General features: G+C 56.0%; 17 protein-coding genes. 11 read left to right on the plus strand and 6 right to left on the minus strand.

Annotated features, from left to right (window positions below):
- Positions 1-56: 56 nt before the first annotated feature.
- The 6 genes from rny (at position 57) to hflX (ending at position 6,735) form a co-directional block, all read left to right on the plus strand.
- Positions 57-1,607, plus strand: a complete 1,551-nt coding sequence (gene rny / locus PMW70_RS07335) for a ribonuclease Y (protein ID WP_089573375.1) — start codon at positions 57-59, stop codon at positions 1,605-1,607.
- A 1-nt stretch (position 1,608) separates the two neighbouring features.
- Entirely contained in the window at positions 1,609-2,694 is a 1,086-nt protein-coding gene (locus tag PMW70_RS07340; RefSeq protein WP_271744402.1) for an ATP-binding protein, read from the plus strand.
- A 74-nt stretch (positions 2,695-2,768) separates the two neighbouring features.
- Positions 2,769-3,086: a stage V sporulation protein S gene (locus PMW70_RS07345; RefSeq protein ID WP_006235982.1), complete on the plus strand. Its 318-nt coding sequence runs from the start codon at positions 2,769-2,771 to the stop codon at positions 3,084-3,086.
- Positions 3,087-3,137: 51 nt separating this feature from the next.
- A complete protein-coding gene (miaB, locus tag PMW70_RS07350) occupies positions 3,138-4,508 on the plus strand; it encodes a tRNA (N6-isopentenyl adenosine(37)-C2)-methylthiotransferase MiaB (RefSeq protein WP_271744403.1) in 1,371 nt (456 codons plus the stop codon).
- Positions 4,508-5,446 (plus strand): tRNA (adenosine(37)-N6)-dimethylallyltransferase MiaA, encoded by a 939-nt coding sequence (gene miaA / locus PMW70_RS07355; RefSeq protein ID WP_271744405.1) that lies wholly within the window; start codon positions 4,508-4,510, stop codon positions 5,444-5,446. Before miaB ends, miaA begins: the two co-directional genes overlap by 1 nt.
- On the plus strand, positions 5,446-6,735 hold the full coding sequence (gene hflX, locus PMW70_RS07360; RefSeq protein WP_271744406.1) for a GTPase HflX: 1,290 nt from the start codon (positions 5,446-5,448) through the stop codon (positions 6,733-6,735). The genes miaA and hflX overlap by 1 nt, the downstream gene beginning before the upstream one ends.
- On the opposite strand, the gene PMW70_RS07365 is transcribed toward hflX, so the two are convergent.
- Positions 6,720-7,424 (minus strand): heparan-alpha-glucosaminide N-acetyltransferase, encoded by a 705-nt coding sequence (locus PMW70_RS07365; RefSeq protein WP_271744407.1) that lies wholly within the window; start codon positions 7,422-7,424, stop codon positions 6,720-6,722. The genes hflX and PMW70_RS07365 overlap by 16 nt on opposite strands.
- On the minus strand, positions 7,424-8,068 hold the full coding sequence (gene lexA, locus PMW70_RS07370; RefSeq protein WP_040359862.1) for a transcriptional repressor LexA: 645 nt from the start codon (positions 8,066-8,068) through the stop codon (positions 7,424-7,426). The genes PMW70_RS07365 and lexA overlap by 1 nt, the downstream gene beginning before the upstream one ends.
- Before the next feature lie 160 nt (positions 8,069-8,228).
- Between lexA and PMW70_RS07375 the strand changes: the two genes are divergently transcribed.
- Genes PMW70_RS07375 through dut form a run of 3 tightly spaced genes read left to right on the plus strand, consistent with a single transcriptional unit; the run spans position 8,229 to position 9,624 of the window.
- Positions 8,229-8,681: a LysM peptidoglycan-binding domain-containing protein gene (locus PMW70_RS07375; protein ID WP_117800111.1), complete on the plus strand. Its 453-nt coding sequence runs from the start codon at positions 8,229-8,231 to the stop codon at positions 8,679-8,681.
- A gap of 51 nt (positions 8,682-8,732) precedes the next feature.
- Positions 8,733-9,176 carry a transcriptional regulator NrdR gene (gene nrdR / locus PMW70_RS07380; protein ID WP_022093781.1) on the plus strand — a complete coding sequence of 148 codons (444 nt, stop codon included), beginning with the start codon at positions 8,733-8,735 and terminating at the stop codon, positions 9,174-9,176.
- A gap of 4 nt (positions 9,177-9,180) precedes the next feature.
- Positions 9,181-9,624: a dUTP diphosphatase gene (dut, locus tag PMW70_RS07385; RefSeq protein ID WP_271744408.1), complete on the plus strand. Its 444-nt coding sequence runs from the start codon at positions 9,181-9,183 to the stop codon at positions 9,622-9,624.
- A gap of 469 nt (positions 9,625-10,093) precedes the next feature.
- Here dut and PMW70_RS07390 read toward each other — a convergent pair whose 3' ends face one another.
- Positions 10,094-11,395, minus strand: a complete 1,302-nt coding sequence (locus tag PMW70_RS07390; RefSeq protein ID WP_271744409.1) for an MGDG synthase family glycosyltransferase — start codon at positions 11,393-11,395, stop codon at positions 10,094-10,096.
- Between the two features lie 118 nt (positions 11,396-11,513).
- Between PMW70_RS07390 and PMW70_RS07395 the strand changes: the two genes are divergently transcribed.
- Both PMW70_RS07395 and PMW70_RS07400 read left to right on the plus strand, forming a co-directional pair.
- Positions 11,514-12,452, plus strand: a complete 939-nt coding sequence (locus PMW70_RS07395; protein ID WP_117773502.1) for an NAD(P)/FAD-dependent oxidoreductase — start codon at positions 11,514-11,516, stop codon at positions 12,450-12,452.
- Between the two features lie 154 nt (positions 12,453-12,606).
- Complete coding sequence (locus tag PMW70_RS07400) at positions 12,607-13,218, plus strand: DUF1836 domain-containing protein (RefSeq protein ID WP_195404079.1); 612 nt, start codon at positions 12,607-12,609, stop codon at positions 13,216-13,218.
- A 73-nt stretch (positions 13,219-13,291) separates the two neighbouring features.
- On the opposite strand, the gene PMW70_RS07405 is transcribed toward PMW70_RS07400, so the two are convergent.
- The 3 genes from PMW70_RS07405 to PMW70_RS07415 all read right to left on the minus strand — a co-directional run bounded on the left by PMW70_RS07405 (position 13,292) and on the right by PMW70_RS07415 (position 16,011).
- The gene (locus PMW70_RS07405) at positions 13,292-14,158 is read right to left on the minus strand and encodes a DegV family protein (RefSeq protein ID WP_117861918.1); all 867 of its coding nucleotides are present in this window, start codon (positions 14,156-14,158) and stop codon (positions 13,292-13,294) included.
- Positions 14,159-14,335: 177 nt separating this feature from the next.
- The gene (locus PMW70_RS07410) at positions 14,336-15,448 is read right to left on the minus strand and encodes a C40 family peptidase (RefSeq protein WP_197032151.1); all 1,113 of its coding nucleotides are present in this window, start codon (positions 15,446-15,448) and stop codon (positions 14,336-14,338) included.
- 32 nt (positions 15,449-15,480) lie between these two features.
- Positions 15,481-16,011, minus strand: a complete 531-nt coding sequence (locus PMW70_RS07415; protein WP_117773500.1) for an adenine phosphoribosyltransferase — start codon at positions 16,009-16,011, stop codon at positions 15,481-15,483.
- Between the last annotated feature and the right edge of the window lie 15 nt (positions 16,012-16,026).

Genomic DNA, 16,026 nt, shown 5'->3' on the forward strand with positions numbered 1-16,026 from the left:
CCGTTCGTAAGGACGGTTCGCTTTGTTGTGTAACGAATCCATAAAAAGGAGTGAGCATGCCTATCATCGCAGCGCTCGTTGGCATCGTTTTGGGTGCCATCGCCGCCATTGCCTACATGCGCACCGCCAAGCAGGGTAGTCTTCACGAGGCCGACGAAAAAATCCAGTCGGCACACGCACAGGCTGAGTCCCTGATCGGTGATGCTAAGCGTCAGGCCGAGACCCTCAAAAAAGAGGCTCTGCTCGAGGCTAAAGAGGAGATCATCAAGAACAAGCAGGCCGCTGAGGCCGAGGACAAGCAGCGTAAGAACGAGATTCGTACGCTCGAGAACCGCGTGATGCAGCGCGAGGAATCTCTCGATCGCCGCAACGACGCTCTCGACAAGCGCGAGCATCAGCTGTCCAGCCAGGCCGGTCAGGTCGAGAAGCGCTCCCGTGAGCTCGAGGAGCTCTGCGCAAAGCAGACCTCCGAGCTCGAGCGTATCGCCGACCTTACCCGCGAGGACGCGCATAAGGAGCTCCTTGATAAGGTTCGCGGCGAGGTCACCCACGAGGCCGCCACGATCATTCGCGAGTCCGAGCAGCAGGTTCGCGCCGAGTGCCACAAGACCGCCCAGGAGATTCTGTCTCTGGCGATTCAGCGCTGCGCTGCCGATCACACTGCCGAGGTCACCGTTACCTCCGTGCACATTCCCTCTGATGACCTCAAAGGCCGTATCATCGGTCGCGAGGGTCGCAACATCCGGACCTTCGAGCAGGTTTCCGGCGTCAACCTCGTGATCGACGACACGCCCGAGACCGTCGTTCTTTCGAGCTTCGACCCGGTCCGTCGTGAGACCGCCCGCGTCGCCCTCGAGAACCTTATCGCCGACGGCCGCATTCACCCTGCCCGTATCGAGGAGATGTATCACAAGGCCGCCGACCTGGTTCAGCAGCGCGTGCGCGAGGCTGGCGAGCAGGCTGCCTTCGATACCGGCATCCACGATCTGCACCCCGAGATCGTCAAGACCCTTGGTGCCCTGCGCTACCGTACCTCGTTTGGTCAGAACGTGCTTCAGCATTCCCTCGAGGTCTCTGATCTGTGCGGCGTGATGGCTTCCGAGCTTGGCCTGGACGTTGTGACCGCCAAGCGCGCCGGCCTGCTTCATGACCTGGGCAAGGCAATCGACCACGACGTCGAGGGCCCGCATGCCGTCATCGGCGCCGAGCTTGCCCGCCGTTATGGCGAGAAGCCCGTTATCGTCCACGCTATTGAGGCTCACCATGCCGATGTCGACCCCAACACGGTGCTCGATGTCCTGGTGCAGGCCGCCGATGCTGTCTCTGCCTCTCGCCCCGGTGCCCGTCGCGAGTCTGCCGAGAACTACATCAAGCGTCTTGAGAAGCTTGAGGAGATCGCCAACTCCCATGACGGCGTCGAACGTACCTATGCCATGCAGGCCGGTCGCGAGGTCCACGTCATGGTCCAGCCGGACAAGATCTCCGATGCCCAGTCCACGGTCCTGGCTCACGATATCGCCCATCAGATCGAGGAAGAGATGGAGTATCCCGGTCAGGTGCGCGTCGTCGTGATTCGCGAGAGCCGCGCTGTCGATATCGCTAAATAACATGAGCGACGCGAACGAGCTCATCTCATTTATCGCGTCGATGTCGGGGGAGGGCAACCTTCGCGTCGAGGAGAACCTTGGCGAGGGGTATGTCCGCCTCCGCGTTTCGGAGGCCGAGCGGCGCCAGGCTAAGCACGACATTCAGCATGTCGAGGACATCGTCATCGAAATGCTCCGTAATGCTCGCGATGCCGGCGCCGACAAGGTCTATCTCGCCACGACCAAGGAAGATGGCGTCCGCACGCTTGTCTTTCTGGATAACGGTTCTGGCGTTCCGCAGGATATGCAAGAGCGAATCTTTGATGCCCGCGTTACCTCCAAGCTCGAGAGCATGAAGATGGACCGTTGGGGCGTTCACGGTCGTGGCATGGCATTGTTTTCGATTAAGCAGAACACCGACGAGGCCCGTGTGGTCACGTCCGGCGTCGATCTTGGTTCAGCCTTCAAGGTGAGCGTTGCGGCCGACCACCTCAGTGAGCGTGCCGATCAGTCCAGCTGGCCCCAGGCCGTCAAGGATGAGGACGGACGTTATGTCTGCGCTCGCGGTCCACATAATATTATTCGCGCTGCTTGTGAGTTTGCGCTCGAGGAGTTGCGTGGTTGCGATGTCTATCTCGGTTCTCCGTCTGAGATTGCCGCGACCCTTTATGCTCAAGCGTCAAGTCGGCTCGATACGTCTCGTCTCCTGTTCATTGATGACGAGAGCGAGCTTCCGGTTGTCGATCGTTTAGGCCTTGCTTCTGATGCCGAGGACTTTATCCGTATTTGTTCGGGTTTGGGTCTTGAGATGTCCGAGCGCACGGCCCATCGCATTTTGGCAGGGCAGATTAAGCCCGTTCGCGGTGTGACCGCGCGTCTGCTGCGCGAGCGTGATTCGTCCTCGCATGCGCCGGCTCCTGTCGATCTCGCGAAGGATCGTCGCGGGCTTCGTATTGCCAAGGATGACATGGCACAGTTTTCGCGTGCTGTGGAGCGCGACTTTAATGACCTTGCCGCCCGGTACTATCTCAACCTTTGCGGCGACCCAAAGATTCGCGTTTCGCGTGATCGAATCACTGTGACCTTCGATCTTGCCAAAGAGGAATAGTGCCTTTACCGAGTCCACTCGGTACGATACAGTTATTGCAGTTAAAACGTACTTTCAAACGCAGGAGTTTCTTCATGGATTGCCTGAAGGTATCAAGCAAATCATCGCCCGCGTCCGTTGCCGGCGCCATCGCCGGCATGGTCAAGGATGGTGTGCCCGTCAACATTCAGTGTGTCGGCGCCGGTGCGGTCAACCAGGCCATAAAGGCTGTGGCTATCGCGCGCGGTTTTTTGATTCCAACCGGTTTTGATATTTCCTGCGCGCCCGTGTTCTCCGACATCCTTATTAACGGGGAGTCGCGCACGGCCATCCGTCTTTCTATTTACGTTCACCAGATCAATCGAGCTGCTATGGATAACGTCGTCATGGATGATGTTAAGCCTGTGGCATAGCTTCTGCTTGCCTCGATTCGCCCCCCCTCTCCATCGTTAGGACTTATGCACATGGACCAGCGTTCCGTACGCGATATTCTTGCCGGTAAAACCTACTATATCCGCACCTTTGGCTGCCAGATGAATCAGCACGACTCTGAGCGCGTGAGCGGTCTGCTCGATTCGTATGGTTGCCTCATGGCGCTCGATCCCGAGCATGCCGATATCGTTGTCTTCATGACGTGCTGCGTGCGCGAGGCCGCCGATACTCGCCTGTACGGTCAGTGCAACTCTTGTAAGAGCCTCCCGCCCTCACCCTCGGGCAAGCGTGTGGTTGCCGTTGGTGGTTGCATCGCGCAGCGCGATGGCGAGGGCCTGCTCATCAACGTCGATAACGTCAATGTCATCTTTGGTACGCATTCCATCGCACATGTGGCCGAGCTCATTGCCGAGGCGTTCCTTGATGGCAAGCGTCATATCCGCACCAATGAGCATGAGGATACGGATGCCATGAGCATGCCGTGGCATCGCGAGACCCAGTATCACGCCTGGGTACCCATTATGACGGGCTGCAATAATTTCTGTACCTATTGCATCGTGCCGTACGTGCGCGGTCGCGAAAAGAGCCGCCCCTTCGAGGAAATTGTCGACGAGGTGACCGGTTTGGTGCGCCAGGGCGTGCGCGAGATTACGCTGCTGGGCCAAAACGTTAACTCATATGGTCGCGATCTGTTTGGCAAGCCGCGTTTTGCCGATCTGCTGCGTGCCGTGGGTGATACGGGTGTGGAGCGCATCTTCTTTACCTCTTCTCATCCTAAGGATCTACTGCCCGAGACCATCGACGCCATGGCCGAGACGCCCGCCGTCATGCCGCAGCTTCACTTGGCCGTTCAGTCGGGCTCCACGCGTATCCTCAAAGAGATGAATCGCCGTTATACACGCGAGGACTATCTGGGCCTGGTCGATCGCATTCGCAACCGCATGCCCGATATCGCGCTCTCGACCGATATTATCGTTGGCTTCCCGGGCGAGACTGAAGAGGACTTTGAGCAGACGCTCTCACTTGCCGAGACGGTCCGCTATGCTCAGGCCTATACCTTCATCTATTCCAAGCGCGCCGGTACCCCGGCCGCAGAGATTGACGATCCTACGCCGCATGAGGTTATTCTCGAGCGTTTCAACCGCCTGGTTAAGGTTATCGAGACTACGGCACACGAGTATAACCAGGGTGAGCTTCATACTGTGGTGCCGGCGCTCATTGAGGGAACGAGTAAAAAGAACGACGCGGTCCTGCTGGGCAAGAGTCCCAAGAATCAGACCGTGCATGCGCCTATCCCCGAGGGTTACAGCATCGATCAGCTTGTTGGCAAGATCGTTGATGTTGACGTTGACGTTGCCAAGACCTGGTATTTGTCCGGCTCCGTTGTGGGCGAGCCGCGCTAATGGTTTCTCCCAGGGCAGGAATTTCCGCCGTTGCGATCGTCGGTCCGACGGCGGTTGGTAAGAGTGATGTTGCCGACCGTTTGGCAGCTCGTCTTTCGTCCGAAGTGCTGTCGTGCGATGCGATGCAAATCTATCGCGGCATGGACATCGGTACCGCAAAGATGGCGCCCGATGAGTGTACGGTGCCGCTGCGTCTCGTCGACATTGTAGAGCCGGGTGTGGCATATTCTGCTGCGCTTTATCAGGCTGACGCTCGCGCGCATGTTGAACGTCTCCTTGGTTCGGGTTGCCTGCCGGTTTTTTGCGGAGGTACGGGGCTGTATCTCAAGGCCGCCCTCGATGAAATGGACTTTCCTTCGGGTGAACTTGAGGACGATCGTCGTATGGGCTATCAGGAGCTTGCCGAGCGTATTGGCGAGGAAGAGCTGCATGCCCTGCTTGCCGAGCGCGACCCAGAATCGGCTGCTGTTATTCATCCCCATAATGTGCGCCGTGTGATTCGTGCGCTCGAGATGCATGATGATGGTATCTCCTATGCACAGCAAAAAAGTCAGTTTAGTGTTCCGCGCGAGCATTATCATGCTCTATGGTTTGGTCTGACGCGTAATCGCGAGGTGCTCTACGAGCGCATTAACCTGCGCGTCGATCTGATGTTTGAGCAGGGTCTTGTCGATGAGGTTCGCGGTCTTATGGACCAGGGGCTGGGAGATGCCCTGACTTCGATGCAGGCAATTGGCTATAAAGAGATCATTGATGCTTTCAATGGCGTGATTTCTATGGATGAGGCTCGCGAACTCATCAAGATGCGTTCGCGTCGCTATGCCAAACGTCAGCTTTCGTGGTTTAAGCGCGATGACCGTATCGTGTGGTTCGATATGGACGAGTTTACGATCGATGAGGTCGTTGAGGACATCCTGCATCGTATTGAGGCTGCCTAATGGCCCGTTTCCCCCTTGTTCCCACGGCACCCGAGCCCGAGCGTGCCATATTAGTTGGTGTTGAGTGGCGCGACAATGCATGGCCGCTCGATCGTTCGCTTGACGAGCTTGAGCGCCTGGCCCATACGGCTGGCGCCCAGTGCGTGGCGCGTTTGTCACAGCGTCTGGTTAAGCCGTATCCAAAATCGTTTATCGGTTCCGGTAAGGTTGAAGAGCTGTGCGGCCTGGTGCATCGCATGGATGCCGATGTCGTTATTTTTGACGACGACCTGACGCCCTCGCAGCAATCCTATTTGGAGAAAGCCGTGGGCGAGCCGGTAAAGATTATCGATCGTACAGCACTGATCTTGGATATCTTTGGCCTGCATGCTCAGACGCGTGAGGGACGCCTACAGGTACAGCTGGCGCAGCTTCAATATCTGTTGCCTCGTCTGCGTGGCATGTGGAGCCATCTTGCCAAGGAGCAGACGCGCGGCGGCATCGGTTCGCGCTTTGGCCAGGGTGAAAGCCAGCTCGAGGTTGACCGTCGCTTGATTCGCAATAAGATTGCCGCGCTTCGTCGTGAGCTCAAGCAGGTTGAACAGCGTCGCGATGTCCAGTCCAAGAGCCGCATTGAGTCACCGGCGTTTCGCGTCGCGTTAGCCGGTTATACCAATGCCGGTAAATCGACGTTGCTCAATCGCCTGACCGGCTCTACGGTACTTTCGCAGGACAAGCTGTTTGCTACGCTCGACCCGACGACGCGTTCGTATCGCCTGCCCGGCGGTCGCGGCATGACGATTACTGATACCGTCGGCTTTATTCAAAAGCTGCCGCATGGTCTGGTCGATGCCTTTAAATCGACGCTGTCCGAGGTGTTGGGTGCCGATCTAATTCTCAAAGTCGTAGATGCGTCTGACGAGGACTATGAGCGGCAGCTGGATGCTGTCGACCGCGTGCTTGATGAGATCGGCGCCGGAGAGCGTTTAACGCTGACCGTATTCAATAAAATCGATCTTCTCGATAGCGTCGATCGATTGAGTTTCCGTCGTCGCTATCCGGAGGCCGTTCTGTTCTCGGCCCAAACGGGCGAGGGGCTCGACGATCTCGTCGACCGGATTGCTCGCGAGGCAGCTGCCACCGATGTGTTGCTCTCCGCTGATATCCCGTATCGCGAGGGCGCTCTCATCACGCTGGTGCATGAGCAGGGAACCCTTCTGCATGAGGAATATCTCGAGGACGGCGTTCGCATTGTGGCGAAGTTGCCGGCTCGTATTGCACCGCGGCTCGAGCGCTATCGTACGGAATAAACGATTTCTAGCACGCCTAGAATGACTGGCTGATGGAGCAGGTAGAACGGTAAGGCATGCCGACCCAGGACTGCGAGCGCCGGGATAGGATTGGCGTATGCCCATGCTGGCGCTTCGAGACTTGATGCTTGTGCTGCCTGGGCAGCAAAAAAGCCGGTAAGGTACATAAAGACAAACGGTATGAGCGGATAGTAATCTCCCGAAACAAAACCCGGGCCTGGGAATCCAAGCCATGCCAGGTAGGGGAGTGGGTAGACCGCCTTTGGAATGCCCCAGGTTAGGGCAAAAAGAACAAGGCACGCTGCGATGCCCCATGAGCCCGGTAATTTTTGGAGTAACGGACGGGTGAACGCAACCACCGCGGTGCACATCGCCATGCAATAAATGATGCCAAAGTTCACTGAATCGTCGACCGATACGAGAGTTGTTGCGATCCAGACGACCAAAGCTGCGGCAGCGTACTTAGCCGCTCGTTTGGCATTGTTGCGTGAGAGCGTGCACATCCAACCCGCGATAAACAAAAATACCCAGCTGTTGCTGGCGCGCCAGACGTCTTGAAAGACAGTCTGGGTAAACCAGGGCATATCCCAGCCATACAGGTAGGCGAGATCATAGCAAGCGTGAAAACCTGCCATAGAAATCATCGTAAACCCGCGGACGGTATCAAAGATGGTTATGCGTTTTTGCATTACGAGAACCGGCGCATCAAGCCGACGACTTTGCCCAGGATAACGGGATTCGTTGCATAGATAGGTTCCATGGTGTCGTTCTCGGGCTGCAAGCGCACACGCCCCTGCTCCTTGTAGAACGTCTTGACGGTCGCCGAACCATCAATCATGGCCACGACAATTTCGCCGTTCATGGCACTCTTTTGTTCACGGACGATGATGTAATCGCCATTGAAGATGCCGACATTGATCATTGAGCTCCCATGCACCTCAAGGATAAAGGAACCCTGATCAGTGGCGATTTCGGTCGGGATAGTAAACGTGTCTTCGATATTCTGCTCGGCCAGAATGGGAATCCCAGCCGCGACGCGACCAACGAGCGGTAGCGAGACCGTTCCGCGAGGTGCGGTGGGCTCGTCAGATTTAGAAATTGAGACAGAGGAACCATCCTCGTTAAAGAGTTCCAGGGCACGCGGCTTGGTGGCATCGCGCTTGAGCAGCCCGCGCGCCTCCAGGGCAGAGAGATGGGCGTGCACGGTGCTTGGGGAGGAAAGGCCCACGGCAGAAGCCATCTCACGCACGCTGGGCGGATAACCCTTCTCCTGCTGATATTCCTTGATGAAGTCGTAAATTTGCTGCTGACGCTTGGTAATTTTGCGAGCCATCAGGGCATCCTCTCTACCCATGTCAAACAAATGTTCGAATTTTGCTTGACAGGAACAACTGTTCGAAGATAATAATAACCGAACATTCGTTCTCGCGCTAGACATTTTTGTCCGCGCGGCTTGATAAAACTGTTCTCAGCAAAACACGCGAGAGGAGAACATGATGAACGCAACGAATATGGTCCAGGGAAACCTCGCCCTTAAGCTCGAGACGCCTGCAGAACCCACTTTTACGGTTGTTCAGGGTGGCCGCTCCGGCATTCAACCTTTGACCGTAAAGCCTGCTCGCAATCAGCAGGCTGTAGTCGCGCCGGCCCGCGTTGCCCTGAAGGTTCCGACGATTGTCGCCGTCGCCGTTGCGCTTACGCTCTTCTTTGTCCTCGCTACTTCGGTCTTTAGCTCTCGTCACGCCGCGTATGCCGAGTCCGTTTCCAACATTACTTACGAGACCATTCGCGTTCAGACTGGCGATTCTCTTTGGTCGCTTGCCGAGGAATATCCAATCGAAGGCCTTTCCACGCAAGAGACTTCCGACATGATCCGTAACGTCAATCATCTGGAGCATGGTTCGCTCGCCGCCGGTGCGCATCTTAAGGTTCCTGCTCGTTCGTAATCATTATCGCGCTGCGCATGGTACCCTTGTTATCGTTTAAGAGGAGGTACCATGCGCTGTCCCAAATGCGGCAAGGCACATACCCGCGTCGTTGATTCCCGTATGCAGGAGTCAAATAACACCATTAAGCGCCGTCGCGAATGTTGCTCGTGTAACTATCGCTTTACAACGTTCGAGCGATGCGAAGACCCAATCGAGGTCATTAAGTCAGACGGAACCAAGCAGCGGTTCGATCGCAATAAGCTGCTCGTCGGCTTGATGCGCGCCACCATCAAGCGCGATATCGACACTAAGAAGCTCAATGAGATTATCGACGACATCGAGGTCGAGCTGCGCTCTCGCACACTGACGGCCGTCACGTCCCATGAGTTGGGTGACATGGTGCTCAAGCGCTTGGCCAAGATCGACAAGGTGGCGTACATCCGCTTTGCCTCGGTCTACCGCGATTTCAAAGACGTCGATGAGTTTCTGCAAGAGCTCGACAAGCTAAGGTGATTTCATGTCCAACATTACCGTTAACATTAAACGTCTCGACCCAACCGTCGAGCTTCCCAAATACGCCCATCCTACGGATGCCGGTCTTGACCTGCGTTCCAACGAGGATTGCACTCTGAAGCCCTTTGAGCGTCGTCTGGTCTCCACGGGCCTAGCTATCGCCCTACCTGACGGCTACGCCGGCTTCGTCCAGCCCCGCAGCGGCCTGGCCATCAAGCAAGGCCTGTCTATAGTCAACACTCCTGGCCTCATCGATGCCCACTACCGAGGAGAGCTCAAAGTCATCCTCATTAACCTGGACCCCACGAACAACATCCAAATCAACAAAGGCGACCGCATCGCCCAACTCGTCATCCAAGAAGTCCCCACGGTCAACCTCGTAGAAGTACAAGAACTAGACGAAACCGACCGAGGCAACGGAGGCTTCGGCTCCAGCGGCATCGCTTAATCATTTTCAACATGTAGGGTCGGCCTCTCACCCGGGGCCCACACATATCATCCCGTGCTCAAACATTCTCGCGGGGGGGCGCTCATATCCCTCCCGCCCGCCTCTCACACATATCATTCCATGCTCAAACATTCTCGCTTCGCTTCGCTCGCTGCGAAACTGCGCGTGGAACGATATGTGTGAGAGGCGGGCGGGCGGCTACTCGCTTGAAACAATATTACATTCTAGTCAGCCAATGCGACAAAGGAACTATCCCTTTGCCGCATTGGCTGTCTGTATTTAGAATTTCCGGTTTCGCCTTTGCAGGTTCTAGTGGTGGGGAATCTGGGATTAGCCGCTAGCGCGTAAACGCAGCTCTCCCGTGGGAGGGCCCTATATATCGTCCCGCGCGCAGTTTCGCAGCAACGCGAGAATGTTTGAGCACGGGATGATATATAGGGCCCTCCCACGGGAGAGCGGACAGTCCGTCCTACCTGATATGCGCGGGTTTTTCGCCCCAGTAGAAGCGGCAGAAGGCTCTTTTGCGCTTTTGGGGTTTACCTACGAGTTCCATGGTGGCGATGGCGATGTCTTCGGCTGCGCGGGGACGGCGCAGTACTTCGCCATTGATGAGCAATGCCTTGAGCGACTCGGGATGATCATGGAGATGGCGCAGGGTTACGATGAGCTCTCGTGCCGTGGTGACGTGCATGCTGGCGCCCATGCCGGTGAGCATGGTGGTGTTGGCCTTTTCCTGGCCATAGGACTTGCCCAGCAGGATCATCGGCAGGTGTGCGCACAGGCATTCGGTGACGGTGAGTCCGCCCGATTTGAGAATTGCCAGGTCGCAGCCGTGCATAAGCGCTGCCATATCATCGACATAGTCCAGAACCGTGACGTTTTCGAGCTTCATGGCGTCGAAGAGCGTTTTGAGGCGGGTGGCATATTCGGTGTCTTTGCCCGGCAAAAAGACAAAGTGCATGTCTTCGAAGCTGCGTAGGAAGGGGAGGGTGCGGTCCATCTCCGCGCGAAAGCGAACGTACGGTTGAGGCAAGCTGGCACCGGCCATTACCAGCACGACGGTCTTGTCGGTGGGGAGGTTGAACTTAGCTAGCTCTTCCTCGCGATCGTAATCCGTGTCGAATCCGGCGCGAATAGGAATGCCGGTAATGCGAATCTTTGTCTCGAGCACCTTGCGCGGACGCAGCGTTTCGGCCATAAATTCGTTGGCAACACAGAATAAATCGGTGTCCTTGTGGGGCCACCATCCCTCGACTTCGTAGTCGGTCGGTACGCAGATGACCGGATAATCGATACCCGTAATTACGCGGGCGCCCACGGCAACATTGGCTGCTGTGATGTGCGTTGCAACCACGGCTATGGGCCTGCGGCTACGAATATATTCGTTGAAGGCGGGGAACATAATTCGCGACCATGCCGTTCCGCCACCCCAGAGAAGATGTCCCGTAAGCGTATATCGCCAGGTCAGGTCGTAAATGGGGCGCGTGGCTCCCGTAAAAGAAGCCGCGGTCTTATTGCCGTCGAATTTAATACGTCCAAAATCAAGGATATCGAGCACTTCAATCTCAATATCCTCGGGGATGCCATTGGTGCCGCGGATGAGGTCGAATGCCTGCGCTATCGCATTTGCGGCGGCCTTGTGGCCCGAGCCAACGGAGGCGTGCACGATGGTCACGAGAGGTTTTTGTTGAGCCAGGAGCGTGGTTTGCTCCGATTGGGGAGTGCTGTGCGTGAGCAGGGGAGCGTCGTCACTCGTCTGCGCCTGGTCCATCGATAACTCCCCTTCAGCTTTGTAATACGGATTTATCATTGTAGTGCATGAGTGTCACGTTCACGTAAATTTGGGTATGAGCGCAAAGAACGTCAATGTTTCGACGAGAGGATGTTCCATGACTACCGATCAGCCGATCGATGTTGCGATTATCGGTGGCGGCCCCGCGGGCTATGCTGCCGCCATTTATGCTGCGCGTGCCAACCTGACGACGACCGTGATTGAGCAGGGCATGTCGGGAGGGCAGATCGCCACAACCAATGAGGTCGAGAACTATCCGGGTTTCCCGCTCCTGAGTGGCGCCGAACTTGGCGAGCGTTTTCAGCAGCATGCAGAGGGCCTGGGAGCACAGGTTACATGGAGCATGGTTACGGGTATCGATTACGATGCCGATGCAGCGTTGTTTACGGTGCATCACGATATGGGCGATACGCTGGCCTCGAGCGTTATCGCTTGCATGGGTGCCACGCCGCGTCCGGCAGGTTTCGCAGGCGAGGATACGTATCGCGGTCGTGGCGTTTCATATTGCGCAACATGTGACGGCATGTTTTTCCGCGGCAAGCAGGTTTTTGTAATCGGTGGTGGCAATTCGGCATGCGAAGAGGCGCTGTTCCTGTCCGACATTGCCAGCAGTGTGACCATCGTGCTGCGCCGCGACCAGTTTCGTGCGCCCGATGGTGTTGTTCAGAAAGTACTCGCAAAGGACAATATTACAGTTAGGTACCAAACTAGTATTGTGGAGCTATCGGGCGAAGCCATGCCAACGACGATTACCTTTAAGGACAATGCATCTGGCGAGACTCATACCGAGTCATTTGAACCTGGCTCGTTTGGCATCTTTGTCTTTACGGGGATGCTGCCGCATACCGAGCTGGTTGAGCATCTAGTCGATCTGGCTCCTGACGGCGGCATTGTCACCGACGATTCGATGGCCACCCGTACGCCCGGCTTATTCGCAGCCGGCGATATCCGTTCCAAGCGTTTACGCCAGGTTGTGACCGCCGTTTCGGACGGAGCCATAGCAGCAACGAGCGCATACGCGTTTCTCCGTGAATAAGTACGATAATATATCTTATGTAAGGTTGCTATCTTTAAACAAAGTGGTTGGACGATGCATCAATGTGTTGTCCAACCACTTTTACTTGCCGGCTATGTGGTATGTAAAACTAGATAACCTAGAATACAATATAGAAAATGAACGGAGGACCTTTATGAACCACGTTAAACACGTTATTCCGATGTCCGATTCGTCGGTCAGCATTAAGCCTGAGGATATTCAGCCCACTGTGCTGCCCGATGCATTTATTCAGTCCGAAATCGTGCGCAAACTCAATACGTTGAGTCTGCCGCGCTATGACCAGTTGCCCAATGTGACGCTCTACCGCGACCAGGTTATTGAGTATGTTGCGCTGTGGATGGAGCCGCTGTCCATTTGCGTTGAGCACCCTGTCATTACACCATCGATGATCAATAACTACGTGAAGGTCGGCTTGGTGCCTGCTCCGGTCAAAAAGCAATATGGCCGCGAGCAGATTGCCCGCCTGATCGCTATCTGCCTCTTTAAGCAGGTCTTACCTATTGCTGCGGTGCAGGCACTCTTTAACATTCAGCGTTTGAGCTACGATGCCCCGACGGCCTTCGATTATGTGGTCGATCAGCTCGAGGCATCGATTCGTTCGGCGTTTTCCGTCGAGCAGACGCCGGTTCCCGATACGGCGCATCAGGTAACGCGTGAGTCGCTGCTTGTGCGCAGTGCGGTTTCATCCTTCGTTTCGAAAGCGTACCTGATGAGCTATCTAAAGTTTAATGGGTTTAATAGCTAGCCGACGTATAAAACGGGCGGAACAAAGGGCTATCTGCCACTTTGTCCCGCCCGTATTTTTGCTTGGTTGGACGTTATTGGCCCGAAGCCACGCCCATGCCGTAGCCGATAATGAGCCCATGCATTTCGGCATAGTATGAATCTAGCCCGTTACAGGGCATGATGATAGTCTTGGAGCCTGGCCAGCGCTCCACAATTCGGCTGGCAAGTGCTTGGGCGCCTGCCTCATTCTCGACATGGTCGATAACGACCTCGCCGCCCGTAAAACCTTCGGCTTCCATGGTGTCGATGATCTTGTTGAGCATCTTCTTTTCGCCACGCGTGTGCCCGACGAGCTCGATTTTACCGGCCTCGCTCGCCGTGCCCAAAATGCGAATATTGAGCTTGTTGGCAATGACGCCGGCTGCCTTAGGAATGCGTCCTGCCTTTGCAAGGTTCTCGTAATTACACAGGCTAAAGAGAATCTTGCTGTTTTGCTCGAGACTGTCGAAGTAAGCGCAGGCGTCCTCAAAGGAAACGTCCGGGTTACTTGCAAGATAACGATCAAACAGCAAGAAGATCAGATCCATCTTGCCGCCTGCTGCCCGCGAATTGACCAGGTGAATCTGACGATTGGGCTCCTCGGCAAGTACCATATCGCGTGCCGTAGCGGCAGCGTTATAGCTTCCAGAGACACCCTCGGAGATTGGCATGCAGATCGTCTTGTCGGCGAGCTTAAAGAGCTCAGCCCACTCCCCCACGCTTGGGCAGGCGCTCGATGATGCGCTGGCTTCCGACTGAATGGCAACATTAAGCTCGTGAACATCGAGCAAAAGGTCGTCGACAAATTCGCGCTCCCCTACTCGAATTTTGAGAGGAGCGAATGCAAAGGTGGTACGGGGTGCAGTCGGTTGCCAATCGCGAAGATTGCAGCTCGAATCTGAGATAAGTGCCCAGCTCATTGAGGGTCCTTTCTAGTTGTTCCTCAACAATTATAGCTATCTTTTGGACAGATGCTGCGCATATCTAGTATTCAAAACTAGATTGTTGCTTACATGCAAAACGGGCGCTCGAGATAAAACAATGGACCTCGCTCCCCAAGGATACGAGGTCCATCTTTGCTTGCTGAGCTAAACCACTTAGTAGCGAACGAAAATATAATTGTTGTTCATGCCGGCGGCAACGGAGCTGATGATGACGCCCGTTTTGTAGTCGGAAGCATGGATCATCTGACCATTACCGATATAAATGCCGGTATGGTAGGAGTTAACCACAACATCGCCGGGTTGCGGATCGGACACACGGGTCCAACCCATGAAGTCGACCGTGGTGCCCAGACGGCAGTAGCGTCCCGTGAGGCAATAGCTTACAAAACCGGAGCAGTCAAAGCTGTTCGGTCCAATGCCGCCCCAAGAATACGCATAGCCGAGCTTGCTGTAGGCGCGCGAAACAACGGAGCCACCATCAACAGACTGACTCGGTGCTGAAGGCGTGGGAGCCGGAGCGGGCGTGGGGGCAGGCTGCGGTGCGGGAGCCGGCGTGTTGCCGCCCTGGTTGTTGTTATTGTTGGTCTGGCCGCCATTGTTGGTGTTCTCGGTCGTACCGGCGGTGTCGTTGCTCACCGTGGCCTTTTCGGCGGTGCTAGCATTAATGCCAGCCTGCAGCGCAGCGTTGGCCTCGGCCTCGGCAGCGAGCTCGGCCTGCAGCTGCGAATCCAGGGAGTTTACGACGTTCTGGGCTTCAGCCTGCTGGGCATTAAGCTCGTCGACCTTCTTTTGCGTGGTGGCGACGTTCTTCTCCTGCTCGGCCTGCTTATCGGTGAGCTGCTGCTTAAGCTCCTTGACCTCTTGAATGGTCTGAGCTTGCTTATCGGAAACTTTGCCGTAGTAGAACAGACGGTTGAGCATATCGCTCAGATCATCGACACCCGTCAAAACCTGAAGCAGGCTCAGACCGCCGGTTTTGTACTCGCCGGCGACATAGGTCGAGAGCTTGGCCTGACCATCGGCGATCTCCTGCTGCTTTTGCGTGATCTCGCCGGCAGTCTGATCGAGCGCCTGCGTCTGCGTGGCAAGCTCATCGTAAATCTGCTGGGTTTGGGTGCCGATCTGCTCGAGTTTCGTACGAGCAGCGGCAAGGTCGGATGCGGTATCGGCGTAGGCAGGAGCCGCGAGGCCCAAGCCCAAAACACAAGCGAGGGTTGCCGTAGCAGCGCAGCGTGCCATGTTTTTGTGCGTGTTTGCTGTGCGCATGTAGCTTCCTTTCCAGTAACTAAGGGTAACGGCTAGCCTACCGTCACCAGGCTAAAGAGCTCCACATCGTCATCAGACGGCGTGAGCTTCTCGCGCGGGTTGAGAAACGCAAGCTCAAGTATACAACCGTAACCGATAAGCTTTGCGCCCATATCTCGCACCAGTTTACCTGTTGCCTCGACGGTTCCGCCCGTCGCGACCAAGTCGTCCAGAATCAACACGGTATCTTTAGAGCTGATAGCGTCGGCATGGATCTCAATTGAATCGGTGCCGTACTCGAGCTCGTAGCTCTGGCTTACGGTCTCGCGCGGCAGCTTGCCCGGTTTACGTGCGGGAACAAAGCCGGCGCCAAGGGCTACAGCCACCGGTACGCCAACCATAAAGCCGCGAGCCTCGGGACCCACGACCTTGGTGATCCCCATGCCGGCAAAGTGCTCGGCGAGGGCATCGGTCATGGCTTTGAGCGCCTCGGGATTGCCAAAGAGCGGCGTGATGTCTTTAAAGACGACTCCGGGCTCGGGATAGTCGGGGATGTCGACGATTTGAGATTCGAAGTCGTACATTGCATGACCTTTCAA

This window comes from Collinsella aerofaciens (assembly GCF_028209625.1).
GTDB lineage: Bacteria > Actinomycetota > Coriobacteriia > Coriobacteriales > Coriobacteriaceae > Collinsella > Collinsella aerofaciens_AM.